Source organism: Rhodococcus sp. YH1, assembly GCF_009939605.1.
Lineage (GTDB): Bacteria > Actinomycetota > Actinomycetes > Mycobacteriales > Mycobacteriaceae > Rhodococcus > Rhodococcus aetherivorans.
Window position 1 is genome coordinate 1 of record NZ_WVTE01000277.1, and the last position, 24473, is coordinate 24473.

The following is a 24473-nucleotide window of genomic DNA, read 5'->3' on the forward strand; positions in this document are numbered from 1 at the left end:
GTGTACACGCCCGAGGACCTGCAGCAGGTCCAGGACGAGTTCAACGGCCGCCCCCGGCAGACGCTACGCTGGCGCACGCCAACCGAAGCGTTCACCGAGCTTGTCGCATCGGCCGCCTGAAACCGCCGTGATCGAACCCATGTGACATTCGGCCCCCCCTCACGTGCAGCAGTTGGGGTCGAGGACGAGACGCAGTGCCTGCAGGGCCTCGTTGCAGGCGCGATGGTGGACGTTCATGCCGCGGCGCGTGGACTGCACCATCCCGGCCTTGCGGAGCTGGCCGAGGTGGTGGCTGACGGTCGACTCCGTCAGGCCCACGGCCGACGCCAGGTCGCACGTGCAGACGTCGTCCTCCCGCGTGGTGAGCAGGATCGACATCAGCTGGATCCGGGTCGGGTCGGCGAGCGCCTTGAGCCGCAGCGCCACCTCGAGGGCGGCTGCCGCGCTCATCGGTGCGGCCGAGACCGGCGCGCAGCAGATGGGGGCGGAGACGTCGATGACCGGGAGCGCCTTGGGCATGTCCCCATCATCCACCCCTCTTGACATATGTCAAAAAGGGGGTGACAGTGGGCGTACTAATTCGATGTATGTCTCACAGGTGGAGGTCATCATGTCCCGCGTTCAGCTCGCCCTCAACGTCGACGATCTGCAGGAGGCCGTGACGTTCTACTCGAAGCTGTTCGGCACCGAGCCGGCGAAGGTGAAGCCCGGCTACGCGAACTTCGCGATTGCCGAGCCGCCGCTGAAGCTCGTCCTGATCGAGAACGCGGGCAAGGGCGGCTCGATCAACCACCTCGGGGTGGAGGTGGAGTCGAGCGAAAAGGTGCACTCCGAAATCGCCCGCCTCACGGACGAAGGGCTGTTCACCGACGAGGAGATCGGCACCACGTGCTGCTTCGCCACCCAGGACAAGGTGTGGGTCACCGGCCCGGCGGGGGAGAAGTGGGAGGTCTACACCGTCCTCGCCGACAGCGACACCTTCGGCACGAGCCCGAAGCTGCTCGACCAGGGCGAGAACTCGGAGGGAGTCTGCTGCGGCACCGCCGCCGAACAAGAACCGGCGACCGGCACCGAGAAGGCGCCCGCCGCGACGACGTGCTGCTGAGCGACACCCACGGGCCCGCTACGGACGCACGTCCGTAGCGGGCCCGATCCGTCGGAGACGGGTCGTCGGCACGTCCGTGCCGCCGCAATCCGGTGCCGGACACCCGGCCGGAGTCCTATCGTGAGGGGATGACTGCCGACGAGCGCAGTGGCGGGGCGACGGGTGGGCGTCCGGCCCGGCCGTCGGAGGAGCTCACACCGCTGCCGGATCTGGTGCACGGCCGTCCCCGCGCGGGGCCGGTGCGCCGGCGTCGGCCCGTGTATGTGGACCTGTTGCCGCCGTGCAACGCCCGCTGCCCCGCCGGGGAGAACATCCAGGCCTGGCTGGCGCACGCGAAGGCCGGCCGCTACGAGCAGGCCTGGCGGCAGTTGGTCGCCGACAATCCGTTCGCCGCCATCCACGGCCGGGTGTGCTACCACCCCTGCGAATCCGTCTGCAACCGCGCCACTCTGGACAGCGCCGTGTCCATCCATTCGGTGGAGCGGTTTCTCGGGGACCGGGCGCGCGAGCAGGGCTGGATGTTCGAGCCGCCGCCCGCCCGCAGCGGCAAGCGGGTACTGGTGATCGGTGCCGGACCGAGCGGGCTGTCCGCTGCCTGTCACCTCGCCCGCCGCGGCCACGACGTCGAGATCCGCGACGCCGGCTCCGAGCCCGGCGGGATGATGCGCTACGGCATCCCGAACTACCGGCTTCCGCGCGACGTGCTCGAGGCGGAACTGGAGCGGGTCGCGGCGCTGGGCGTGGAGCTGACCTGCAACCACCGGGTCGAGGACCTCGCGGCGGAACGCGCCGAGGGTGGTTTCGACGCGGTGTTCGTCGCGGTCGGCGCGCATCTGGCCAAAAGGGTCGATATCCCGGCCTGCGACGCGGGCACGATGATCGACGCGGTGTCGTTCCTGCGCGGTGTCGCCGCCGGGGAACCCCCGGCCGTCGGGCGGCACGTTGCCGTCTACGGCGGCGGCAACACGGCGATGGACGCGGCCCGGGTGGCCCGCCGGCTCGGGGCCGAGGACGCGGTCATCGTCTATCGCCGCACCCGCGAGCAGATGTCCGCCCACGAGGAGGAAGCCGAGGACGCCGAACGCGAAGGCGTACGGATCAACTGGCTGCGCACGGTCACCGCCTTCGACGGTCCCGAACTGCAGGTCGAGGTCATGGAACTCGACGAGTCCGGTCGTCCGCGGCCGACCGGACGTTTCGAGACCCTGGCCGCGGACACCCTGATCATGGCGATCGGCCAGGAGACCGAGTCGGCGTTCATGCGCACCCTGCCCGGAGTCGAGTTCGAGCGCGACGGCAGCGTACGGGTGGACGGGTCGCTGATGACCGGTTGCCCCGGGGTGTTCGCAGGCGGCGACATGGTGCCCGGCGAGCGCACCGTGACGGTGGGGGTGGGTCACGGGAAGAAGGCGGCACACCACATCGACGCCTGGCTGCGCCGAGTGCCCGACGAGCGGCCTGCCAAGCATCCGATCGCGACGTTCGACCAGCTGCACCTGTGGTACTTCGCCGACGCGGATCGGCGGGTGCAGCCCGAACTGCCTGTCGAGCAACGCGTTTCCGGGTTCGACGAGGTGGTCGGCGGGGTATCGGCCGAGGCGGCGACGTTCGAGGCGGGCCGGTGCCTGTCGTGCGGCAACTGCTTCGAGTGCGACGGCTGTCTCGGCGCGTGCCCGGAGGACGCGATCGTCAAGCTGGGTGCCGGCCACGGCTACCGGTACGACTACGACAAGTGCACCGGCTGCGCAGAGTGCTTCGAGCAGTGCCCGGTCCACGCCATCGAGATGTTTCCGGAGCCGACATGACGCGTGCCACGGTGGACGGTAACGAGGCGGCCGTGTCGGTTGCCTACCGGCTCAACGAAGTGTGCTGCATCTATCCGATCACCCCGTCGTCGGCGATGGCCGAGCTGGCCGACGAATGGTCCAGCCGGCACCGGCCGAACGTGTGGGGCACCGTGCCGAGTGTGGTGGAGATGCAGAGCGAGGGCGGCGCGGCGGGCGCGCTGCACGGCGCGCTGCAGGGCGGGGCACTGGCGACGACGTTCACCGCGTCGCAGGGGCTGCTGCTGATGATCCCGAACATGTACAAGATCGCCGGTGAGCTGACCTCGGCGGTCATGCACGTCGCCGCCCGGTCCCTGGCCGCGCAGGGACTGTCGATCTTCGGTGACCATTCGGACGTGATGGCGGCGCGCCAGACCGGGTTCGCGTTGCTCGCCTCGGCCTCGGTACAGGAGGCGCACGATCTGGCGCTGGTGGCGCAGGCCGCCACCCTGCGGACGCGGGTCCCGTTCGTGCACTTCTTCGACGGCTTCCGCACCTCGCATGAGCTCAACACCATCGAGACGCTGGCCGACGACGACCTGCGGGCCCTGGTGCCCGAGGAGCTGATCCGCGAGCACCGCGGACGCGCGTTGTCGCCGGAGCGGCCGTTCATCCGGGGCACCGCGCAGAACCCGGACACCTACTTCCAGGCGCGTGAGACGGTCAACCCGTTCTACGCCCGGGTTCCGGCGGTGGTGGACGAGTTGATGACGCGGTTGGGGGAGCGCACCGGCCGCGACATGCGCATCGTCGACTACACCGGGCACCCCGAGGCGGAACGGGTGCTGGTGCTGATGGGGTCCGGGGCGCACACCGCGGCCGAAACCGCCGCCGCGCTCACCGCCCGCGGTGAGCGGGTCGGGGTGGTGCAGGTGCGGCTGTATCGGCCCTTCCCCGCCGAGGCGCTGTCGGCGGCGCTGCCGGCGACGGTGCGCACGATCGGCGTGCTGGACCGCACCAAGGAACCGGGTTCGCTCGGCGAGCCGCTGTATCTCGACGTCGTCGCGGCCCTCGCCGAGGCACATGCCGACGGTGAGCGGGCCGTCATGCCCCGGGTCTGCGGCGGACGCTACGGCCTGTCGTCGAAGGAATTCACGCCCGGCATGGTCGCCGGCGTCTTCACCGAGCTCGCCCGCGAGCGGCCCCGGCGCCGGTTCACCGTCGGCATCGACGACGACGTGTCCGGCACCAGCATCACCTACGACCCGTCCTTCGACATCGAATCCTCCGACACCGTGCGGGCGATCTTCTACGGCCTGGGCTCCGACGGCACCGTCGGGGCCAACAAGAACACCATCAAGATCCTCGGCGACGAGGAGCACCTGCACGCGCAGGGCTACTTCGTCTACGACTCGAAGAAGTCCGGCTCGCAGACCGTCTCGCACCTGCGCTTCGGGCCGCGGCCCATCCGCGCACCGTATCTGGTGAGCCGCGCGGACCTCGTCGGCTGCCATCAGTTCCGATTCCTCGACAAGATCGACGTCCTGGGGCCGGCCGCGCCGGGAGCGACCCTCCTGCTGAACTGCAGACACCGGCCGGACGAGGTCTGGGACGCGCTGCCCCGCCGGGTCCAGGAACAGATCCTCGACAAACGGATCACGCTGTATGCGGTCGACGCGGGCCGGATCGCTCGTGAGGTCGGGCTCGCCGGGCGGATCAATGTCGTGCTGCAGACCTGCTTCTTCGCGATCTCGGATGTGCTGCCGCGCGAGCAGGCCGTCGCCCGGATCAAGAAGTCGGTGGAGAAGACCTACGGCAACCGCGGAGCCGACGTGCTGCGGCGCGAACTGGCCGCGGTGGACCGGGCATTGGAAGAGCTGCACCGGATCGATGTGCCCGACCGGGTGACCACCACGCGGGTGCCGGCGCCGATCGTGCCCGAGTACGCGCCCGAGTTCGTCCGCACCGTCACCGCGGAGATGATGGCCGGGCGCGGGGACGCCTTGCCGGTCAGCGCGTTTCCCGTGGACGGCACCTACCCGAGCGGCACCACCGCCTACGAGAAGCGCAACATTTCGGAACTGGTCGCGGTGTGGGACCCGGACACCTGCATCCAGTGCGGAAACTGCAGTTTCGTCTGTCCGCACAGCGTGATCCGTACCAAGTTCTACGACAAGTCCCACTTGGACGGTGCCCCGGAGCAGTTCGGCTCGGCGGCATTGGGCGCTGTGGGCCTGCCGGATGCCCGGTACACCCTGCAGGTCTACGCCGAGGACTGCACCGGATGCGGGCTGTGCGTCGAGGCCTGTCCTGCCGTGGCCCCCGGCGCGACGGTGACCAAGGCCATCAACCTCGCCCCCCGCGAACCGCGGGTGGCCCCCGAACGCGAGAACATCACCTTCTTCGAGACGCTGCCGACGGCCGACCGGGCCCGGGTGGACTTCGGCACCGTCCGCGGAACGCAGTTCCTCGAGCCGCTGTTCGAGTTTCCCGGCGCCTGCGCGGGCTGCGGGGAGACCCCGTACCTCAAGCTGCTCTCCCAGCTGTTCGGCGACCGGTTGATGATCGCGAACGCCACGGGCTGCTCGTCGATCTACGGCGGCAATCTGCCCACCACCCCCTGGACGACCAACGCGGACGGACGCGGCCCCGCCTGGTCCAATTCCCTGTTCGAGGACAACGCCGAATTCGGGCTCGGGTTCCGGCTGGCCGCCGACGAGCACACCCGGCTCGCCCGGCGGCGCCTGACCGAACTGCGCGAGGCGATCGGTGCCGACCTCGTCGACGACATCCTGACGGCGCCGCAACTGCGCGAGTCCGAGCTGCGCGCCCAGCGGGAGCGGGTGGCCGAACTCGAAACCCTGCTCGCAGAGCTGGATCCCGCCGTAACCGCCGACCTGCGCAGTGTGCTCGACCACCTGGTGCGGCGCAGCGTGTGGATCGTCGGCGGCGACGGCTGGGCCTACGACATCGGTGCCGGGGGCCTCGACCACGTCCTGGCCAGCGGCCGCAACGTCAACGTCCTCGTCCTCGACACCGAGGTGTATTCCAACACCGGGGGGCAGATGTCCAAGGCCACCCCGCTCGGGGCGCTCGCGAAGTTCGCCGCCGGCGGCAAGACGGTCCCGATGAAGGATCTCGCGTTGCAGGCCATCGCCTACGGCAACGTCTACGTCGCCCGGGTCGCGATGGGCGCCGATCCGCAACACACGTTGCAGGCGATGCGGGAAGCCGAAGCCTACGAGGGGCCCTCGCTCGTGATCGCCTACAGTCAGTGCATCGCGCACGGCATCGACATGCGTCACGGGATGGACCAGCAGTACCGCGCGGTGGCCAGCGGGCACTGGCCGCTGATCCGCTACGACCCGGTGTTGCGGGCGGCCGGGCAGAATCCGTTCCTGCTCGATTCGCACCGGCCGAGGATTCCGCTCGAGGACTACCGCAGCCGCGAACTGCGGTACCGCGCGCTCGCCAACACCGATCCGGCGGAATACGACCGGCTCCTCGGCCTCTCCGAGGAGGCGATCGCTCAGCGCTGGGACCGGTACGAGGACATGGCGTCGCAAGGGTCGCACCACTTCACCGCCGACGCCCGCAAGGACCGCTGATGGACCTGTCGACGCGGTATCTGGGCCTGGCCCTGCCGAACCCACTGGTGGCGGCGGCATCCCCGCTGTCCCGCACGGTCGACGGTGTCCGGCGGCTCGCCGGGGCAGGCGTCGGTGCGGTGGTGCTCTATTCGCTGTTCGAAGAGCAGCTGCTGCGCGAAGCGGAGCGCAATGCGGCACTGACCGAGCACGGTTCGCAGAGCTACGCCGAGTCCCTGTCGTACTTTCCGGAGGAAGCCGTCGAGGACCACGGACCGCGCCGCTACCTGAGTCTGCTCGAACGCGCCGCGCAGGCGGTCACCGTCCCGGTGATCGGCAGCCTGAACGGCGTCACCCCGGGCGGGTGGGCGGGCTACGCCCGGTCGATGCAGGACGCCGGTGCGGCCGCGATCGAGCTGAACATCTACTACCTGCCCGGTGATCCGCACATCAGCGGCCGGGACGTCGAACAACGGCACCTCGACGTCCTGGCCCGGGTCGCGGACGCCGTCACCGTGCCGGTGGCGGTCAAGGTGAGCCCCCAGTTCAGTTCGATCGGCGAGATGGCGCTTCGCCTCGACGAGGCGGGGGCCGACGGGCTGGTGCTGTTCAACCGGTTCCTGCAGCCCGACATCGATCCCGAAACCCTCACCGTGGTGCCTGCCGTGACCCTCTCGACCCCCGCGGAAACCCGGCTGCCGCAGACCTGGATCGCGTTGCTGCGTGGACGGGTGCGTGCCGACCTGGCCGCGACCACCGGCGTCGAGGACGCCACCGACGTGATCAAGTACCTGCTCGCCGGCGCGGACGTCGTGCAGTCCGCCTCGGCGTTGCTGCGCCACGGTCCCGAGTACGCCGCCGTCCTGCTCGACGGCGTGCGCGAGTGGATGCGCCGCAAGGGGTATCGCAGCGTCGACGAGTTCCGGGGGATGCTCGCCGTGCCGCCCGGCGCGGACGGGACCGGCCGCGGACGGGGCGACTACGTGAGCGCGCTCCGCGAGGCCGACCACCGCGCCTACGGCATCCCGTGAGCCGAGGTGGCCGAGTTCATACGCGGTGTGGTCCCGGCGAACCGGGGCCGGCGCCCGGTGCGCCGAGTGCGCCACCCGGGGGCAATTCCACCGCGACGATCCCCGCCCGCTGGGCGTGGTGGACGAATTCGGCGCCCGGACCGAAGAACAACCGGGGGCGTACGGCGTCGAGGCCGATCGGCCACAGCGTGCCGTAGTGGATCGGCACCGCCAGGCCCGCTGCCACCAGGCGCGCGACGACCGCGGCCCGGGACGGGTCGAGGTGGCCGTTGCCGAGGGTCGGACCCCAGCCCCCGACGGGTAGCAACGCGAGGTCCACCGGGCCGACGTGGTCGGCGAGGTCCGGGTACAGGTCGGTGTCGCCGGCGAAGTAGGTCCGCCGGTCCCCCTCGACGACGTACCCGATCGCCGGGGCGAGTTCCGGGCCGCGTCGCCAGCGCCGCCCGTCGTGTCGGGCGGGCACGGCGCGGACGGTGAGCGTGCCGATCCGTGTCTCGTCGCCGGGCCGCAGCGGCACCAGGCGGTCGGCGAATCGGCGCAGCGCGGGCAGGCCGTCGATCGCCCGCCACGGGGCCACGATCGGAACGTCCGGGTCGAGCAGCCGCAGCGACGGCAGGTGGGTGTGGTCGGCGTGCAGGTGTGAGAGCAGGACGGCGTCCGGGTTGCGCACGTGCGGCCCGATCGGGGTGGGCCCCCGGCGGCGGCGCAGATGCGCGACGCGGTCGGTCAGCACCGGATCGGTCAGGACGACCGTCCCGCGGTCCATGATCAGCGCGCTGGCATGTCCGAGCCAGCGCACACCGGATGTGGCGGCATCCGGACCCGGTGGCGTGCTCACGACCCTTACGATTCCAGACGAGGGAAGGGGCCGCGATGCGCACGGTGGGCGGCATGGTGCGGGTGCTCGTCGAGTTCCTGGTGCTGTGGGGGTCGTCGGCGCTCGCGCTCATCGTGCTCGACCGCATCCTCGACGGCATCACCCTGGACCCGTCGGGCTTCACTCCGCTACCGACGCTGCCGGCCGCGCTGGTGCTCGCGTTGGTGTTCGGCCTCCTGAACGCGGCGCTGTGGCCGGTGATGATGCGGTTGATGTCGTGGATCGGTCCGGTGCTGCTGTTCGTCGGGGTGTTCGTGGCGGGCGGTGTGATCATGGTGTTGACGCTCTACCTGGTACCGGTCGCGTCGGTGGACCAGCGCCGGGATGCGTTCTACCTCGCGGCGCTGCTCTCGCTGTTCACCTCAGTCGTCTCGGGCGCCATCGCGTCCCGTTCCGATACCGCGTACCGGCTGATGCAGGTGCGCCGACAGCGGTTCCGGTTGCGTCGCAACACCGCACTCGTGGACGCGTCCCCGGGGCTGCTGTGCATCCAGATCGACGGCCTCGGCTACGACGTGCTGCGTCGCGCGATCGCCGACGGTGTGACCCCCGCGCTGGCGAAGTTGGTGCGCGAGACCCACCGGCTGATGCCGTGGCACACCGACTGGAGCAGTCAGACGGGTGCGACCCAGCTGGGCGTGCTGCACGGCTCCAACCACAACGTGCCGGCGTTCCGCTGGTACGACAAGACCACCGAGCACGTCTCGGTGTTCAGCAACCCGGTCGACAACGAGCAACGCGAACTCGAACGCACCCACATCCCCGGCCTGCTGGCGCACGACGGTACGAGCCGCGGCAACCTGTTCACCGGCGGCGCGCACGACAACGTGCTCGTCGTCAGCCGCATGCGCGGTGCCCGCCTCGGCGGCGGTGCCGGCTACAGCGACTACTTCGCCGACCCGGCGAGCGCGCTGCGCACGTTCATCCGGATGCTCGCGGAACTGCAACGGGAACTACGCCAGTCGCTGCGGCAGAAGCGGAAGGACATCCAGCCGCGGGTGCCGCGGGGCGGGCTCTATCCGTTCGTGCGGGCGTTCGCGACCGTGCTCGCCACCGATGTCGCCGTCGCGGCGGTGGTCGGCGATCTGATCAAGGGGCGCAGCGTCGTCTACGTCGACCTGATCGGCTACGACGAGGTGTCGCACCACTCCGGCATCTCCCGGCCCGAGACCCTCGCGGTGCTGACCAAACTCGACGACGTCGTCGAGATGCTGCTCGCCGTGGTGGCGCAGGCCGATCGGCCCTACCGTGTCGTCGTGCTGTCCGACCACGGGCAGAGTCAGGGCGCGACCTTTCTGCAACGCTACGGGGAAACCTTGGGGCAGTTGGTCATCCGGCTGGCCACCCCGCGTGAACCGGCGAAGCGCCACTGGTACGAGCGCGAATCCGACGTCTCCGCCCAGCCCGGGTCGGAGGGGCGCGCCTACGCCGCGGCCAGCGTGCACTCGCCGGCCGCCGCCGAGGAGGCGCACGCCTGCGCGGGTGAGCCGATCGTGCTCGGCTCGGGCAACCTCGGCCTGGTCTACTTCCCGCACCTGCCCGGACGCGCCGACGTCCACGCCATCGAGGCCGCCCACCTCGGTCTGCTCACCGGGCTGCGCGAGCATCCCGGGATCGGCTTCCTGCTCGTGGCCGCTCCCGGGGGGTCCGTGGTGCTCGGGCCCCACGGCGAGGTCGACGTGACCACGGGGAAGGTCACCGGCCGGAACCCGCTGGCGGTGATGGGCCCCGACGCGCTGGCGAAGGTGCGTCGCACCGACACCTTCGACAACGTTGCCGACATCATGGTCGGCGGCACGTACTGGCCCGACACCGACGAGGTCGCGGCGTTCGAGGAGCAGGTCGGCTCGCACGGCGGCATGGGCGGACCGCAGAGCACTCCGTTTCTCGTCTACCCCGCCGATCTGCCCGCCCCGCCCGAACCGCTGCACGGCGCCGAAACCGTGCACACGGTGCTCGTCGGCTGGCGGGATTTTTCGACGGGACCGCGCCCAGCGGTGACGAAGCAGGACGCGACGACCGGTGCGGATGACCCGGGACGCCCGGCATCCCGGGGCTGACCGCGGGACAGACCGGCCGAGGAGGGGTGGAGCCGGCCGACCGCTTCGAGGCCGAGGGATCTCGGCGCGGCGTGGGAGGACCTCGAGGTCGGGGTCGAACACCTCACCCGATGGGAAGCGGATTGCGCTGGTCACCGACCGGATGATCACCGTCATCTCGTTCCCGGGTGCCGGGGCAGTGGCCGGACATACACTCGAGGCAGTCCTATCCGGCGGAGCACACCGGGACTGCGTGATTCGAGACGAGCATGACCGAGGCGGGTGCGATTCCCCTCACCGCGGAGCGGTGGAGCGGCTCGTCGCCGAGTTCGACGGCCGTCCCCACCTGCATCGAGTGGAGGCGGTCGTGGCGCCGGCGTCGAGGACTTGCGGGGGTTCCGGTGCCGGACCTGCCCCGAGCTGGTCGAACGATTCGCCCGGCGGCGCCTGCTCGATCCGGTCGAGTCCGGGCAGTGTGCGGTGCCGTAGCAGCGGCGTCGACGCCGCTGTGGCGGTCGAGGAGGTGCACATCATGGAGTCGTTCTGGGATTTCCTGTGGTACACGATCGTCGTGTTCGTGTTCGCGGCGTATCTGATCGTGCTGTTCCAGATCCTGATCGATCTGTTCCGGGACCACACCGTCTCCGGCGTGGCCAAGGCCTTCTGGGTGGTGGTGCTGATCGTGGTCCCGTTCTTCAGCGCCTTGATCTACCTCGTGGTGCGCGGCCAGGGGATGGCCATCCGGGCCGGGCAGGCGCAGCTCGCGGCCAGGCAGACCACCGACGAGTACATCCGGCAGGTGACGGCCGGCAGATCTCCGGCCGGGCAGATCGCCGACGCGAAGGCCCTGCTCGACTCGGGTGCGATCACCCCCGCGGAGTTCGCGCAGCTCGAGGCCAAGGCGGTGGGGCAGAATACCGCCGGGCAGGGCACCACCGGGCGCAACAGCATGCCCCGTCGCTGACGAGCGACTGCACGAGGTGCCGGTGCGGGGACCGCCTGCGCCGGCCGTGACCTCGGGCCGAAGTAGACGTGCGGGGTGAAGGTGATGGAGACCGGACCGTCCCGGACCGTTCGCCTGTGGCGTCGGGCCCCGTGGAGCCGCAGTCCCTTGACGCGCCGGTACGACCGGATCGAATGGGTCGATGTGACCGGCGCTCCGGTCGCCCCTCCGCGGAGCGGGGCGGACAGTGCCGCCACCGCCGTCGTCGCGGCCCTGACGGTGTGGACGGTGACGGCGGCGGCAGGCGCGGGGCTGTACGGGCTGCACCGGTGAGCTGAGCATCGCCGAGGGGCGGCCTGGGACAGCGAGTGGCGCGGGCTGGGCACGACGCCGGGACGGCCGGCCTGAGCGGCAGGTATGCGGCCGTGTGCGGACGCCCTCGAACGCCGCGCTCAGGGGGCGATGCGAGCGTTCGGGAGATTATCGATTCTGCTCGGCGTTCCTGATGTCGATGGCGAGTTGGTCGGCGGCCATGTCGGTGGCTTTGGAGACGATCCGGTTGGCGGCTTTGATGTTTGCGACGATCTGATCGGCGAGGTTGGTTTCGTACACCACGATCACGCCGGCCTGGCCCTCGTCGAGGGTCTCACCGAGTTCTTTGACGTCGCTGCGTTTCATCCGGTCGCTGGCGTGCCCCACCACGGCCCCGAGGGCCGTCCCGCCGGCGGCGGCGCCGACGAGACCGATGCCCACGGGCGGGAACAGCGCCGCCACCACACCCACCGCCAGTCCCCAGCCGAGGCCGACCGCTGCCCCGTGGCGGGTGGGTTGTTCGTGCTTCTTGACGATGTGGACCTTCCCGTTCTCGTCCTTGGCGATGACGGACGCGTCGAAGTCGTGGGAGGTGCGAATCTCGCGGTACAGCTGCTCGAGTGCCTCGTAGTCCGCTACGGCGTCCTCGACGCTGTCGTATGCCGCAGCGCTTACGTACAGGATGTCGTGCTCGTGCTTGCTCATGTGCAAACCTCCGAAATCTGATCGACCTGCAGGGGCTGACCGACGGACGTCAGCGCCTGACGGCTGTCGCGTTGCCGAGGGCGAAGCTCGGCCCGACGGCAGGATTCGTCCTAGTAGTCGGCTCGCGGATTCCAGGTCGACACCGCCCAGATGACCACCACGTCCAAGGCGATGATCAGGATCGACCACCACGGGTAGTACGGCAGCCACAGGAAGTTCGCCAGGATCGACAGTGCCGCGACGACGATCGCCGCTACCCGCGCCCACGTTGCGCCGGTGATCAAGGCGATGCCCACGACCACCAACACCACTCCGAGGACGATGTGGATCCACCCCCACGCGGTGAAGTCGAACTTGAACGTGTACTCCGGGCCCTGGACGAACAACTCGTCCTCGGCCACCGCGGCGATGCCCTGGAGCAACTGGACGATGCCGACGGTGGCCATGATGACCGCCGCCCCCACCGACGTGCCCGCCGCGATGCCCTGCTTGACGCTGATGCTTCCCGGGTCGTGACGTACATCCTCGGACATGGCGGTCCCCTTCACAGGTTGGATGAGACATCAGCAGTATGCGCCGATCCCGCATCCGCCTCGGGGAAAGTGCTGATCTTCCTCACCGTCCGGGGTGAACGGTGCGTGGTCCGGGAAACGGTCTCACGTGCTTTCGCTCGGTTGCACGAGGTGCCTTCCCCGGGCGGACACCGCGCCGAAGGTGGGCACACAGGGCCACCGTCAACGACGAACCCGGTTCCTGCCCCCGTACACGACCCGCCGTGCAGAGGATAGGGCCTCGGGCGGAGTCGGTTCGAGCGTTTCGAAACAGTGGGAGAGGCTCTGCGACGGCCGTTATCGACAGCGAGGAGCCTGGCCCGATCGACCATCTCGTCATCGAGTGGCCCGCCGCCGGCCCGTGCCCACCGCCGCAGGCGTTCGACATGACCCGGGCCGGCCGACGATCCGAACAGACCCCACCGGCCTCGTGCAGAGGGGCCTGATTCCGCCGCGGGTGCGCAGATCGAAGTGGTATCGAAACGTGTTCCTACCCGTCCTGTTCTGCGGGACAATACTTCTCATGGACGACAGCGAAGTGCACGCCATCGACGTCGTCCGAATCCGACTCGGCCAGCGCTACCCCGACCTCGACCCCGAGGTGGTGGGGGGCCTGATCGAGGCCACGCTCGGCCGGCTCGACGGATGCCGCATCCGAGACTGCGTCCCCCTGCTGGTCGAACGGGCCGCCACGCGCACACTCGACGCGACGTACCACCGTGCACCGGAGTCTCGAGAATCGATGCGCACCCCCGAACCGCCCGCGGTGACCGAGACCGGCGAGGTGCGGACCGCGAGCAGCGTCCGGGTGCGGTGGGCCGTTCTCGTGCGCCGCTCACCACGCCAGTCGTAGACGGTGACAAGAGACGGCGAGGCCCGGGTCGGAACCGGAGTCGACGGTCGTCCACCACATCCGGGCGGGCGGGATGCTCGGCACGCAGCCAGGGTGTCGGCGACACACCCATGCCCGAAACCAGAGTCACGTCCTGAAACGGTTGGGAATCCGATACGAATCAACGACGGGGGCTCAGGGGCTGGGGTCCATCGCCAGCCCGGCGACGGCGGCCTTGGCGGTGCGCCCGACCCCGATCAGCGTGGCCGAGCCGGGGCCGGTCCAGTCCCCGTAGCCGAGCAGATGCAGCCGGGGTTCCTTCAACGCCTGGGTGCCCGCCACAGCGATCGAACCGTCCGGCCCACGCAGGTGCAACGGCCGCAGAGGCGTCAGGGCGGGCCGAAAACCGGTGGCCCACACGATCACCTCCGCGTGCCGGCTCTCGCCGGTGTCGTCCCAGAAGACGCCGTCACGGGTCAGTCGGTCGAACATCGGCAGCGGATCCAGGGCGCCGCGGTCCCGGGCCGCGAGGACCTCCGGGACCATCACGATGTCACCGAGGTCGGTGATGCCGCCCGGATCGGGGCGTCCGGCCGCCAGCGCCAGCGCGCGCCGCGAGGCCATCTCGAACAGCACGCGTCCGTCGACGTCGTCCGGCAGGAACCGCGGCGGCCGGGGGGTCACCCAGGTGGTGCCGGTGACCTCCGAGATCTCGGCGACCAGCTGGGCCCCGGAGTTGCCGCCGCCGACCACCACCACCGTCTTACCGGCGAAGTCATCCGGGGTGCGGTACTGCACGGTGTGCAACTGTCTGCCCGCGAAGCTGCGGGCTCCGGGATAGACGGGCCAGAACGGCTGCTGCCAGGTGCCGGTGGCACTGATCACCCGCCGCGCCCGCCACACCTGCTCCGCGGTGTCCACCCGCAGCCGCTCCCGGTCGTCGTCACGGGTGACCGCCCGCACCCGCACCGGCCGCCGCACCGGCAGGCCGTAGCGACGCTCGTACGCGGTCAGATACTCGATCACATGCCGAGCCGGTGGGAACCCGTCCCGCCACGGCGGCATCGGCCATCCCGGCAGCGACGCGTACTCCGCGGGGGAGAACAGCCGCAGCGACGGCCAGGTGTGCGGCCACGCCCCGCCCGGCGCGGGCCGGTCGTCGAGGATGACGAACTCGTGCCCGGCCCGGCGCAGGTAGTACCCGGCGGCCAGGCCGGCCTGCCCGCCCCCGATCACCACGACGTCCACCTCGATCGCGCTCATCGTCTCCCTCGTCACCCGTGGCCCGTCGTCGTGCGCAGAGCTACCGGTGTCAGCCGCCAGGGTGTTCGGGGGCGTCGAGCAGGCTCGCCGCGGCGATCAGGGCGGCTTTGACGATCAGTCGTTCGGGGATCTCCTCGAACGTGACCGGTCCGAGTGCGACGGTCCGGCACGGGGAGTCGCCGCACACCGAGCAGCAGCGGCTGCTGCCGACGTCGGCGTCGAGCCAGTCCTCGAGCGGACGGCCGGCGATCCAGATGCGGTTGGATTCGGCCGGGTTCGCGGCGAAGGCGGCGTCGTCGAGTTCGCGGACCTCGAGTTGCGGTGCGATGCCGAGCGGGCGCAGGACCTGCTCGAGCGTGCCGACCGCGTGCTGGACCTGCTCACCGGTGCCGGCGCAGCGGCGGCACGTCTGGCCCTGGCTGACCAGGCGTTGCCAGACGATGGGCAGTGCCGTCATCGCGCACCCCTTCTCGGTTCGCGGGGAAGGTGGGAGTCGCCCCGGGCTCCAGTGTGGCCGACCCGGCCGGGCCGCAGGGCGTGTCCCGACGGATCCGGCCGGGGCCCGCCCTGCGGTCGGGTCAGCTGCGGACGGCGCCGGGGACGAGTTCGGCGATCAGTGCCTCGACCCGCGTCTTGATCTCGTCGCGGATGGGGCGGACCGACTCGACGCCCTTGCCGGCCGGGTCCTCGAGCACCCAGTCGCGGTAGCTCTTGCCGGGGAAGACCGGGCAGGTGTCGCCGCAGCCCATGGTGATCACCACGTCGGAGGCTTCGACGGCGTCGGTGGTGAGGATCTTCGGGGATTGGGTGGAGATGTCGATGCCGAGCTCGGCCATGGCCTCGACGGCGGCGGGGTTGACCTGATCGGCGGGGGCGCTGCCGGCGGAACGGACCTCGACGGCGTCGCCGGCGAGGGCGGTGAGGAATCCGGCGGCCATCTGGGAGCGGCCGGCGTTGTGCACGCACACGAACAGCACGGACGGCTTGGTGGTCATCGAGGGAACCTTTCGGGTGTCAGACGGTGGGAACGGCGGTGAGGTCGGCGAGCAGAGCGCGGACCCGGGCGTCGAGGTCGTCACGGAGGGTGCGGACCACCTCGAGGGATTGCCCGTCCGGGTCGGGGACGGTCCAGTCGAGGTAGCGCTTGCCTGGGTAGACGGCGCAGGCGTCGCCGCAGCCCATGGTCACGACCACGTCCGCGGCGGCGACGACGTCGTCGGTGAGCGGCTTGGGGAACTCGGCGCCGAGATCGAGTCCGAGTTCGGCCATGGCCTCGACCACGACCGGGTTGATCGCCGCGATCGGCGCGGAGCCGGCGGAGCGGACGTGGACGTGGCCACCGGCACGGTGGTCGAGCAGGGCGGCGGCCATCTGGGAGCGGCCGGCGTTGTGCACACAGACGAACAGCACCTCCGGAACGTCCTTGGCGACGGCGCCTTCGGCCTGGGCCAGCGCGGTCAGGCGTTCGGCGGCGAACCGCGGGGCAAGCGCGGTCAGGTGGGTGCAGACGGTGGCGGTGCGGCGCAGTGCCGCATAGGACTCGAACACCACCCGTTCGACGGTCTGCGGGGAGAAGATTCCGTCGTACTTGTCGGCGAGGTGCTCGGCGGCACGCTGGAGTACTGCCTGCGGCATGAGCAGTTCGGGCTGGTGGCGGTCGGACATGCCGTCTCCCTGGCTCTCGGGCTTCACGAAGCAGCGGGGGTGGCGGAGGGGGTGAAACGCTTGCGCAGGGCGAGCGAGACGTAGACGAGGCCGACGAGCACGGGCACCTCGATGAGCGGCCCGACGACGCCCGCGAGGGCCTGCCCGGAGGTGACGCCGAAGGTGGCGATGGCCACGGCGATGGCGAGTTCGAAGTTGTTGCCGGCCGCGGTGAACGCGAGGGTGGTGGTGCGCTCGTAGCCCAGACCCATCGCGGCGCCCAGGAGATAGCCGCCGCCCCACATGATCGCGAAGTACGCCAGCAGCGGCAGGGCGATGCGGGCGACGTCCCACGGGTGGGAGGTGATCTGCTCGCCCTGCAGCGCGAAGAGCATCACGATGGTGAACAGCAGCCCGTACAGGGCCCACGGCCCGATCCTGGGCAGGAACTTCTGCTCGTACCAGGTGCGGCCCTTGGCCTTCTCGCCGAAGTGCCGGGTGAGGAAACCGGCGAGCAGCGGGATGCCGAGGAAGATGAGCACCGACTTGGCGATCTGCCAGGGCGAGACGTCGAGGGTGGTCTGTTCGAGTCCGAGCCAGCCCGGCAGCACCGAGAGATAGAACCAGCCGAGGCCGGCAAACATGATCACCTGGAAGACGGAGTTCAGCGCGACCAGCACGGCGGCGGCTTCGCGGTCGCCGCAGGCGAGGTCGTTCCAGATGATGACCATGGCGATGCAGCGGGCCAGACCGACGATGATCAGTCCGGTGCGGTACTCGGGCAGGTCGGGCAGCATCAGCCAGGCCAGGGCGAACATCAACGCCGGCCCGACGATCCAGTTCAGGACCAGCGAGCCGATCAGCATCCGCCGGTCGCCGGTGACGGTGTCGAGCCGGTCGTAGCGCACCTTGGCCAGCACCGGGTACATCATGATCAGCAGGCCGAGGGCGATCGGCAGCGAGATGCCGTCGATCTCGACGGCGGAGATGATGTCGCCGAGGCCCGGGATCAGGCGGCCGAGCAACAGGCCGGCGACCATGGCGACGCCGATCCACACCGGCAGGAACCGGTCGAGTGTGGACAGCTTGCCGACCACGGCCGGGTGGTCGCTGGTGGTGGTCACGAGGCGACCTCCTCGAGGGTGACGGCGGGCGTGCAGGACGAGTTCGCGACGATCCCGGATTCGACGGACAGCACCGCGGACAGCTGGGCCAGAGCGGAGGGGACGACCCGGTAGTGCACCCAGGTGCCGCGACGTTCGCAGTCGAGGAGGCCGGCCTCCCGCAGCACCTTCAGATGGTGCGAGATGGTCGGTTGCGACAGGTCGAAGGACGGTGAGATGTCGCACACGCAGCACTCGCCGCCCTCGTGGCTGGCGATCAGGCTCAGCATCCGCAGGCGCACCGGATCGCCCAGGGCCTTGAACATGCGAGCCAGGTCACCGGCCCAATCGGAGGTGAGCGGCTCGCGGCTGAGCGGCGGGCAGCAGGGCTCGTCCCCGCGCGGCGGTTGATTCGGCATGCGTCTATATTGACGGTTGTCGAAACACGGCGTCAAACGGACAGCCGGCCCGGTCGGAAGGAAACCCTCACGTGCGTACACCCTCGGTGCTGTTCGTCTGCGTGAAGAACGGCGGCAAGTCCCAGATGGCCGCCGCGCTGATGCGCAAGGCCGCCGGCGGCCGCATCGCCGTGCACTCCGCCGGAACGGCACCGGGTCCGGCGCTCAACGCCCTCTCGGTGCAGGCGCTCGAGGAGGTCGGCGCACCGGTGGACGGCGAGTACCCCAAGCCGATCGATCCGCAGCTGCTGCGGGAGGTCGACCTCGTCGTCACCCTCGGCCGCGACGCCCGCGTCGACGCGGCGTACGTGGAGAACTGGGACACCGACGAGCCGTCCGAGCGCGGCATCGACGGCATCGAACGGATGCGCCTCGTGCGCGACGACATCGCCGCCCGCGTCGACGCGCTCGCCGCCCACCTGCTCGACTCCGCCTCCCCCACCCGCTGATCCGACCGATCCAGGAGAAACTCATGAGCACCATCGCAGTCTTCGAGCCGGCCCTGTGCTGCAACACCGGCGTGTGCGGCGACGACGTGGACCGGAACCTCGTCACCTTCACGGCCGACATGCAGTGGCTGAAGGATCAGGGTGCCGCCATCACCCGGCACAACCTCGCCAACGATCCGCTGGCCTTCGCGCACAATCCCGCCGTCAAGCGCTTCCTCGAGGTCGCCGGCTCCGCCGGTCTGCCGCTCGTGCTCGTCGACGACGTCACCGTGCTCACCGGCCGCTACCCCGATCGGACCCAGCTCGCCGGGTGGGCGGGACTCGACGCCGCGCAGGCGCCCGTCGGCGCGACGATGCTGAATCTCGCGGACGATGCCTGCTGCACACCCGGCGACTCCACCTGCTGCTGAGCTGTCGAGGACGAGGAGATCACCGGATGACCACCCCCACGTTCCTGACCGACCCGCCGCGGTTCGTGTTCTTCACCGGCAAGGGCGGCGTCGGCAAGACCTCCATCGCCTGTGCGAGCGCGCTGAGCCTCGCCCGCGCCGGGAAGAAGGTGCTGCTGGTCTCGACGGACCCCGCCTCGAACGTCGGCCAGGTCTTCGGCCTGGCGATCGGCAACGCCCTCACCGCAATTCCCGCGGTGCCGGGCCTGTCGGCGCTCGAGATCGATCCCGAGCAGGCCGCCGACGCCTACCGCGAACGCATCGTCGGACCGGTGCGGGGTTTGCTGCCCGACGCGGAGATCGCCTCGATCACCGAGCAGCTCTCCGGTTCGTGCACCACCGAGGTCGCGTCCTTCGACGAGTTCACCTCCCTGCTGACCGACACCGACGGCGAGATCGCCTCGTTCGACCACGTGCTGTTCGACACCGCCCCCACCGGACACACCATCCGGCTGCTACAGCTGCCCGGGAACTGGACCGAGTTCCTCGAGGCGGGCAAGGGTGACGCGTCGTGCCTCGGACCGCTCGCCGGGCTCGACAAGCAGAAAGCCATGTACGCCGCCGCGGTCGACGCACTGGCGGACCCGCAGCGCACCCGGCTCGTGCTCGTCGCCCGCGCCACTCGCTCCGCCCTCGCCGAGATCGACCGCACGCACGGCGAACTCGCCACCCTCGGGCTGAGCCGCCAGCACGTCGTCGTCAACGGCGTCCTGCCGGCGCCGTCCGGCGACACGGACCCCCTCGCCCTCGCGATCCACCGTCGCGAACAGGCCGCATTGGCGGGCATGCCGGCGGCGCTGAAACCGTTGCCACTGGACCTGATCGAGCTCAAGGCCGCGAACATGATCGGTCTCGATGCCCTCGGGACGCTGTTCGAGACGGCCGACGGCGGCACGGACCTCCCGCCGGAGACCGGCGCGGTGCCGGAGGTCGCGGATGCACCGCTGCGCGCCCTGATCGACGAGATCGAGCGGGACCACGGTCTCGTGATGTGCATGGGCAAGGGCGGGGTCGGGAAGACCACGGTCGCCGCGGCCGTCGCCGTGGCCCTGGCCGAACGCGGGCACGAGGTCCACCTGACCACCACCGACCCCGCCGCACACCTGACCGAGACCCTGCACGGCGACGTCGAACACCTCCACGTCTCGCGCATCGATCCCGCCGAGGCCACTCGCGCCTACCGCGAGCGGGTGATGGCCACCAAGGGTGCGCACCTCGACGAGCAGGGCCGGGCGACCCTCGCCGAGGATCTGCGCTCCCCGTGCACCGAGGAAGTGGCTGTCTTCCAAGCCTTCTCGCGAGTGATCCAGGAGTCCCGGCGCAAGTTCGTCGTCGTCGACACCGCGCCCACCGGCCACACCCTGCTGCTGCTCGACGCCACCGGGTCCTACCACCGCGACGTCACCCGGCAGCTGGGCCCCGGCCTGCACGCCGTCACCCCGATGATGCGCCTGCAGGACCCGGCTTCGACCAAGGTCCTGTTGATCACCCTCGCCGAGACCACCCCCGTGCTCGAGGCCGCCGGGCTCCAGGCCGACCTCGAACGTGCCGGTATTCACCCCTGGGCGTGGGTGATCGACAACTCCGTGGCCGCCGCCGCGCCCACCGCGCCGCTGCTGCGCCGCCGCGCCGCCGCCGAGCTCGAACAGATCGACAAGATCCGTACCGAACTCGCCGATCGCTACGCGGTCGTGCCGCTGCTCGAGACCGAACCGGTCGGGGTGCCGGCGCTCAGGGCGCTCGGCGAAGTGTCCGCCCCGGTCGCCGTGCGGTAGCGCCCGGTTCCGACATGCGCGATCCCGCCCCGGCATCCGGGGCGGGATCGATGCGTGCGGCCGTGATCAGGCGCCGGCGGCCTCGAGGCCGGTGGTGATGTCGGCGAGGATGTCGTCGATGCCTTCGATGCCCACGGCGAGGCGGACCTGGCCGGGGGTGACGCCGGCGGCGAGTTGCTCGGTGGCGGTGAGCTGGGAGTGGGTGGTGGAGGCGGGGTGGATGACCAGCGAGCGGACGTCGCCGATGTTGGCGACGTGGCTGTGCAGGGTCAGTGCGTCGACGAACTTCTTGCCGGCGTCGACGCCGCCGGCGAGTTCGAAGGTGACGATGGCGCCGGTGCCGCGGGGGGCGAGCTGCCGGCCGCGCCGGTACCAGGGGGAGGAGGGCAGGCCGGCGTAGGACACCGCGGTGACCTCGGGGCGGGTGGTGAGGAACTCGGCGACGCGGGCGGCGTTGGCGACGTGCCGTTCCATGCGCAGCGACAGGGTTTCCAGGCCCTGGGCGATGAGGAAGGCGTTGAACGGGGAGACCGCGGCGCCGAGGTCGCGCAGCAGTTGCACGCGGGCCTTGAGGGCGTAGGCGGGGGCGCCGAGGTCGGCGTAGACCACGCCGTGGTAGCTGGGGTCGGGGGTGACGAACTGGGGGTGCCGCGCGGTGCCGTCGGGGCCGGTGGCGGTCCAGTCGAAGGTGCCGCCGTCGACGAGGACGCCGGCGATGGCGGTGCCGTGGCCGCCGAGGTATTTGGTGGCCGAGTGCACGACGATGTCGGCGCCGTGCTCGAGGGGGCGGATCAGGTAGGGGGTGGCGACGGTGTTGTCGACGATCAGCGGCAGGTGGTGCTCGTGGGCCACCCCGGAGATGCCCGGCAGGTCGAGGAGGTGGTTCTTGGGGTTGGCGATGGTTTCGCCGTAGAAGGCGCGGGTGGTGGGGCGGATCGCGGCGCGCCACTGGTCGAGGTCGTCGGGGTCGTCGACGAAGGTGACCTCGATGCCGAGTCGGGGCAGGGTGTAGTGGAACAGGTTGTAGGTGCCGCCGTAGAGGTAGGGGCTGGAGACGAGGTGGTCGCCGGCGGCGGCGAGGTTGAGCACGGCGAAGGTTTCGGCGGCCTGGCCGGAGGACAGCAGCAGGGCGGCGGCGCCGCCTTCGAGGGCGGCGATGCGTTGTTCGACCGCGTCCTGGGTGGGGTTCATGATGCGGGTGTAGATGTTGCCCGGTTCGGTGAGGCCGAACAGGGCGGCGGCGTGGTCGGTGCTGTCGAAGGTGTAGCTGGTGGTCTGGTAGATCGGCAGGGCGCGGGCGCGGGTGTCGCCGCCGCCGGGCTGGCCCACGTGGATCTGCTTGGTCTCGAAGCTCCAGCCGGCGGCGGGATCGGTTGCGGGGGTTTCGCTCATGGGTTGCTGCTCCGTCTTTCGTTCGACAATCGTCTCGAGGTGACGTGACGGTTCCCGCGCGGAACTCGACACGGGGAACGCCACGTCGGATGCACAATCGGGATGCCCGATACGGGCGAGGTCCGGGTGCGGCCGGTCAGGCGGCTGGACACCCGCAGATACACATGCGCACGGCCCGGCAGCGGGCGGAAGGCCCCGGCATTGCCTGCATTCGTGTCCGGCTCACGCGCCCGACACTATCTGGTGTGCGGGGCGCCGACCAGCGCTCCCCGGAATTCACGCGATCTCGACCACGGTCCGCACCGGGGTGGGGTTGCGCGTCAGATCGAGGACGGGGCAGTGGGCGTCCACCGCTTCCTGCAGTTCGAGGTAGCGTTCGCGCGGCTCCGGTCCCGACAGCGTGACGGCGACCCGCACCTCCCCGAATCCGGGGCGGACGTCGTCGAAGCCGAAGAACCCGCGCACGTCCAGATCGCCCTCGGCGCGCGCCGAGATGTCGTCGACGCGGATCCCGAGCCGCTCCGCCCAGACGCGGTAGGTCACCACCTGGCAGGACAGCAGCGAGGCGAGGTAGTACTCGACGGGGTTCGGTGCGGTGTTCTCCCCGCCCAGGGCCGGCGGTTCGTCGACCTCGACGCTGAACCTGCCGAGGGCGACGGTGCTGGCGACGGCGTCGTGCCCGTGCGCTTCGGCGCGGAAGACGGCGTGAGCCCGGGTGGGGTCGTCGGCGATCGCCTCACGATTCGTGTCGACGACGGCGCGCAGGTGGGTGGACGGAGCAGTGGTCATGAATGTGCTTCCTCGACAGTCGGTTCGGGGGAGGGACGGGCCTACGGGCACGGACACGTGGACGTCGCCGTGCGGGCGAAGTCGATGTGGCGGCGACGGGTCAGCAGGAGCACGGCGCAGACCGTAACCAATTCCCGACCGGAAAGCTAGGGATAGGTGCGTGTGTTCCGCGGCTCAGTGGGTGCACCCGGCGGGCGTCAGTTCGGCCAGCCGGGCGATCACGTCCCGGGCGGTACCGCCGGCCGAGAGCACCCGCCGCTGCCGGACGGCGCCGTTGCCGCACGCCAGCACGGTGTGCAGACCCTCGCGGGCGTGCTGGTAGCTGCCGAGGTCCTCGAGGGCCGGCCGGACGTGCTCGATCATCGCCCGGAGCAGGTGCGCGGTCGGGCGACGGGCGGTCGACGGAAGGTCGATGCCGTCACCGGGCAGCCCGTCGTGCGCCGCGCGCCAGTACGCGGCCCGCAGCACTTCGGAGGAGAACGGCTCGGCGATGCGGCCGGCATCGAGGGCGCGCAGAGCGGTGAGCACCAGAGCGCGGACGAGGACGGCCACGAGGACCGTCTCGGCGACGGTCGAGGGGACATCGCACACCCGCACCTCGACGGTGGGGAAATTGGTCGACGGACGGACGTCCCAGTAGACCATCGCCTTGTCGAGGATGCTGCCGCACTCCAGCATCGCCGCGACGGTGCGGTCGTACTCCTCGAGGGACGAGAAGTACGGTGGCGGACCGGCGCTCGGCCAGCGCGACCACAGGATCGAGCGCCAGCTCGCGTACCCGGTGTCGATGCCGCGGTGGATCGGGGAGTTGGCCGACAGCGCCAGCAGGGACGGCAGCCACGGCCGGAGATGATTGCTCACCTGCACGGCGGTGGCGCGATCCGGCACGGCCACGTGCACGTGACAGCCGCAGATGCCCTGTTCCCGGGCCAGCATGCCGAAGACGCGTTCCATGCGCAGGTAGCGCGGCTTCGCCGTGACCGGCAGCTCGCGCGACCCGACGACCGGGACACCGACCGCCACCAGCCGGGAGCCGCAGCGGCGGGCGGCCTCGGCGACCAGGGACCGCCGGGTGGACAGGTCGGTGTACAGCTCGAGGGCGTCGTGGCACACGTCCGACGCCGTTTCGACCTGACACCGGTCCAGCTCGTACTGCAGTTCCACGCCGAGGTCGCGGGCCTGCGCGACGACCTCGGAGTTGTTGACGGCGGGTTCCCCGGTTTCCGCGTCGACGAGGAGGAACTCCTCCTCGACCCCCACCGTGGGGAGGTCGGACGATGTGGCCATGGTGCTCCCGGCGGGACTCGCGGTTCGTACCTGAATTCTGCGCCGCCGGTGACGGTGCTGCAGCACTTGCACGAATCCGGGTTTGCCGATCGGCGTGCGTCGCCGCCCGCACGGTA

24 protein-coding genes and 1 pseudogene are annotated in these 24473 nt (G+C 70.5%); 12 read left to right on the forward strand and 13 right to left on the reverse strand.

The features are described 5' to 3' along the window. Positions 1-120, forward strand: a pseudogene (locus tag AIIKEEIJ_RS34380) (IS30 family transposase); the annotation flags it as partial. A gap of 39 nt (positions 121-159) precedes the next feature. Here AIIKEEIJ_RS34380 and AIIKEEIJ_RS28615 read toward each other — a convergent pair. Next, positions 160-519, reverse strand: coding sequence for an Rv2640c family ArsR-like transcriptional regulator (locus tag AIIKEEIJ_RS28615; protein ID WP_161997089.1), 360 nt, complete (start codon positions 517-519; stop codon positions 160-162). Positions 520-610: 91 nt separating this feature from the next. Between AIIKEEIJ_RS28615 and AIIKEEIJ_RS28620 the strand changes: the two genes are divergently transcribed. The 4 genes from AIIKEEIJ_RS28620 (at position 611) to AIIKEEIJ_RS28635 (ending at position 7489) form a co-directional block, all read left to right on the forward strand. Beyond that, on the forward strand, positions 611-1105 hold the full coding sequence (locus AIIKEEIJ_RS28620; protein WP_029546394.1) for an ArsI/CadI family heavy metal resistance metalloenzyme: 495 nt from the start codon (positions 611-613) through the stop codon (positions 1103-1105). Between the two features lie 128 nt (positions 1106-1233). Further along, positions 1234-2910 carry an NAD(P)-binding protein gene (locus tag AIIKEEIJ_RS28625; RefSeq protein ID WP_161997090.1) on the forward strand — a complete coding sequence of 559 codons (1677 nt, stop codon included), beginning with the start codon at positions 1234-1236 and terminating at the stop codon, positions 2908-2910. After that, on the forward strand, positions 2907-6479 hold the full coding sequence (nifJ, locus tag AIIKEEIJ_RS28630; RefSeq protein ID WP_161997091.1) for a pyruvate:ferredoxin (flavodoxin) oxidoreductase: 3573 nt from the start codon (positions 2907-2909) through the stop codon (positions 6477-6479). Before AIIKEEIJ_RS28625 ends, nifJ begins: the two co-directional genes overlap by 4 nt. Continuing rightward, positions 6479-7489, forward strand: coding sequence for a dihydroorotate dehydrogenase-like protein (locus AIIKEEIJ_RS28635; RefSeq protein ID WP_161997092.1), 1011 nt, complete (start codon positions 6479-6481; stop codon positions 7487-7489). The genes nifJ and AIIKEEIJ_RS28635 overlap by 1 nt, the downstream gene beginning before the upstream one ends. A gap of 16 nt (positions 7490-7505) precedes the next feature. Here AIIKEEIJ_RS28635 and AIIKEEIJ_RS28640 read toward each other — a convergent pair whose 3' ends face one another. Then, positions 7506-8327, reverse strand: coding sequence for an MBL fold metallo-hydrolase (locus tag AIIKEEIJ_RS28640; protein ID WP_006945056.1), 822 nt, complete (start codon positions 8325-8327; stop codon positions 7506-7508). A 35-nt stretch (positions 8328-8362) separates the two neighbouring features. Between AIIKEEIJ_RS28640 and AIIKEEIJ_RS28645 the strand changes: the two genes are divergently transcribed. The 3 genes from AIIKEEIJ_RS28645 to AIIKEEIJ_RS28655 all read left to right on the forward strand — a co-directional run bounded on the left by AIIKEEIJ_RS28645 (position 8363) and on the right by AIIKEEIJ_RS28655 (position 11681). Then, complete coding sequence (locus AIIKEEIJ_RS28645; RefSeq protein WP_161997093.1) at positions 8363-10426, forward strand: alkaline phosphatase family protein; 2064 nt, start codon at positions 8363-8365, stop codon at positions 10424-10426. Between the two features lie 511 nt (positions 10427-10937). Next, on the forward strand, positions 10938-11369 hold the full coding sequence (locus tag AIIKEEIJ_RS28650) for a PLDc N-terminal domain-containing protein (RefSeq protein WP_161997094.1): 432 nt from the start codon (positions 10938-10940) through the stop codon (positions 11367-11369). A gap of 147 nt (positions 11370-11516) precedes the next feature. Next, the gene (locus AIIKEEIJ_RS28655; RefSeq protein ID WP_161997095.1) at positions 11517-11681 is read left to right on the forward strand and encodes a hypothetical protein; all 165 of its coding nucleotides are present in this window, start codon (positions 11517-11519) and stop codon (positions 11679-11681) included. Between the two features lie 147 nt (positions 11682-11828). Here AIIKEEIJ_RS28655 and AIIKEEIJ_RS28660 read toward each other — a convergent pair whose 3' ends face one another. After that, positions 11829-12365 carry a DUF1269 domain-containing protein gene (locus tag AIIKEEIJ_RS28660; protein WP_006945064.1) on the reverse strand — a complete coding sequence of 179 codons (537 nt, stop codon included), beginning with the start codon at positions 12363-12365 and terminating at the stop codon, positions 11829-11831. A 110-nt stretch (positions 12366-12475) separates the two neighbouring features. Next, positions 12476-12898 (reverse strand): DUF7144 family membrane protein, encoded by a 423-nt coding sequence (locus tag AIIKEEIJ_RS28665; protein ID WP_102799538.1) that lies wholly within the window; start codon positions 12896-12898, stop codon positions 12476-12478. 541 nt (positions 12899-13439) lie between these two features. On the opposite strand from AIIKEEIJ_RS28665, the gene AIIKEEIJ_RS28670 reads away from it, so the two are divergent. Next, on the forward strand, positions 13440-13769 hold the full coding sequence (locus tag AIIKEEIJ_RS28670; protein ID WP_161997096.1) for a three-helix bundle dimerization domain-containing protein: 330 nt from the start codon (positions 13440-13442) through the stop codon (positions 13767-13769). Between the two features lie 174 nt (positions 13770-13943). On the opposite strand, the gene AIIKEEIJ_RS28675 is transcribed toward AIIKEEIJ_RS28670, so the two are convergent. From AIIKEEIJ_RS28675 to AIIKEEIJ_RS28700, 6 genes are all read right to left on the reverse strand, one after another. Next, the gene (locus tag AIIKEEIJ_RS28675; RefSeq protein ID WP_161997097.1) at positions 13944-15011 is read right to left on the reverse strand and encodes an ArsO family NAD(P)H-dependent flavin-containing monooxygenase; all 1068 of its coding nucleotides are present in this window, start codon (positions 15009-15011) and stop codon (positions 13944-13946) included. 49 nt (positions 15012-15060) lie between these two features. Next, positions 15061-15468: a DUF2703 domain-containing protein gene (locus AIIKEEIJ_RS28680; RefSeq protein WP_161997098.1), complete on the reverse strand. Its 408-nt coding sequence runs from the start codon at positions 15466-15468 to the stop codon at positions 15061-15063. A 121-nt stretch (positions 15469-15589) separates the two neighbouring features. Further along, positions 15590-16006: an arsenate reductase ArsC gene (locus tag AIIKEEIJ_RS28685; protein WP_006945074.1), complete on the reverse strand. Its 417-nt coding sequence runs from the start codon at positions 16004-16006 to the stop codon at positions 15590-15592. Between the two features lie 19 nt (positions 16007-16025). After that, the gene (locus AIIKEEIJ_RS28690; protein WP_161997099.1) at positions 16026-16676 is read right to left on the reverse strand and encodes an arsenate reductase/protein-tyrosine-phosphatase family protein; all 651 of its coding nucleotides are present in this window, start codon (positions 16674-16676) and stop codon (positions 16026-16028) included. A 23-nt stretch (positions 16677-16699) separates the two neighbouring features. Then, positions 16700-17779 carry an ACR3 family arsenite efflux transporter gene (gene arsB / locus AIIKEEIJ_RS28695; RefSeq protein WP_050035983.1) on the reverse strand — a complete coding sequence of 360 codons (1080 nt, stop codon included), beginning with the start codon at positions 17777-17779 and terminating at the stop codon, positions 16700-16702. Continuing rightward, on the reverse strand, positions 17776-18177 hold the full coding sequence (locus AIIKEEIJ_RS28700) for an ArsR/SmtB family transcription factor (RefSeq protein ID WP_043797947.1): 402 nt from the start codon (positions 18175-18177) through the stop codon (positions 17776-17778). Before AIIKEEIJ_RS28700 ends, arsB begins: the two co-directional genes overlap by 4 nt. 71 nt (positions 18178-18248) lie before the next feature. Here AIIKEEIJ_RS28700 and AIIKEEIJ_RS28705 point away from each other — a divergent pair, with 71 nt between their 5' ends. The 3 genes from AIIKEEIJ_RS28705 to arsA are packed head-to-tail and all read left to right on the forward strand — an operon-like array spanning position 18249 to position 20889. Then, a complete protein-coding gene (locus tag AIIKEEIJ_RS28705) occupies positions 18249-18665 on the forward strand; it encodes an arsenate reductase/protein-tyrosine-phosphatase family protein (protein WP_161997100.1) in 417 nt (138 codons plus the stop codon). A 23-nt stretch (positions 18666-18688) separates the two neighbouring features. Beyond that, positions 18689-19075, forward strand: coding sequence for an arsenite efflux transporter metallochaperone ArsD (gene arsD, locus AIIKEEIJ_RS28710; RefSeq protein WP_161997101.1), 387 nt, complete (start codon positions 18689-18691; stop codon positions 19073-19075). Positions 19076-19101: 26 nt separating this feature from the next. After that, the gene (gene arsA, locus AIIKEEIJ_RS28715) at positions 19102-20889 is read left to right on the forward strand and encodes an arsenical pump-driving ATPase (protein WP_161997102.1); all 1788 of its coding nucleotides are present in this window, start codon (positions 19102-19104) and stop codon (positions 20887-20889) included. A 66-nt stretch (positions 20890-20955) separates the two neighbouring features. Here the strand turns inward: arsA and AIIKEEIJ_RS28720 are convergent, their stop codons facing one another. From AIIKEEIJ_RS28720 to AIIKEEIJ_RS28730, 3 genes are all read right to left on the reverse strand, one after another. Further along, the gene (locus tag AIIKEEIJ_RS28720; protein WP_065922022.1) at positions 20956-22281 is read right to left on the reverse strand and encodes a bifunctional o-acetylhomoserine/o-acetylserine sulfhydrylase; all 1326 of its coding nucleotides are present in this window, start codon (positions 22279-22281) and stop codon (positions 20956-20958) included. A 276-nt stretch (positions 22282-22557) separates the two neighbouring features. Beyond that, on the reverse strand, positions 22558-23070 hold the full coding sequence (locus AIIKEEIJ_RS28725; RefSeq protein ID WP_006930353.1) for an OsmC family protein: 513 nt from the start codon (positions 23068-23070) through the stop codon (positions 22558-22560). A gap of 174 nt (positions 23071-23244) precedes the next feature. Continuing rightward, positions 23245-24357 carry a glutamate--cysteine ligase gene (locus AIIKEEIJ_RS28730; protein ID WP_161997103.1) on the reverse strand — a complete coding sequence of 371 codons (1113 nt, stop codon included), beginning with the start codon at positions 24355-24357 and terminating at the stop codon, positions 23245-23247. Positions 24358-24473 lie beyond the last annotated feature (116 nt).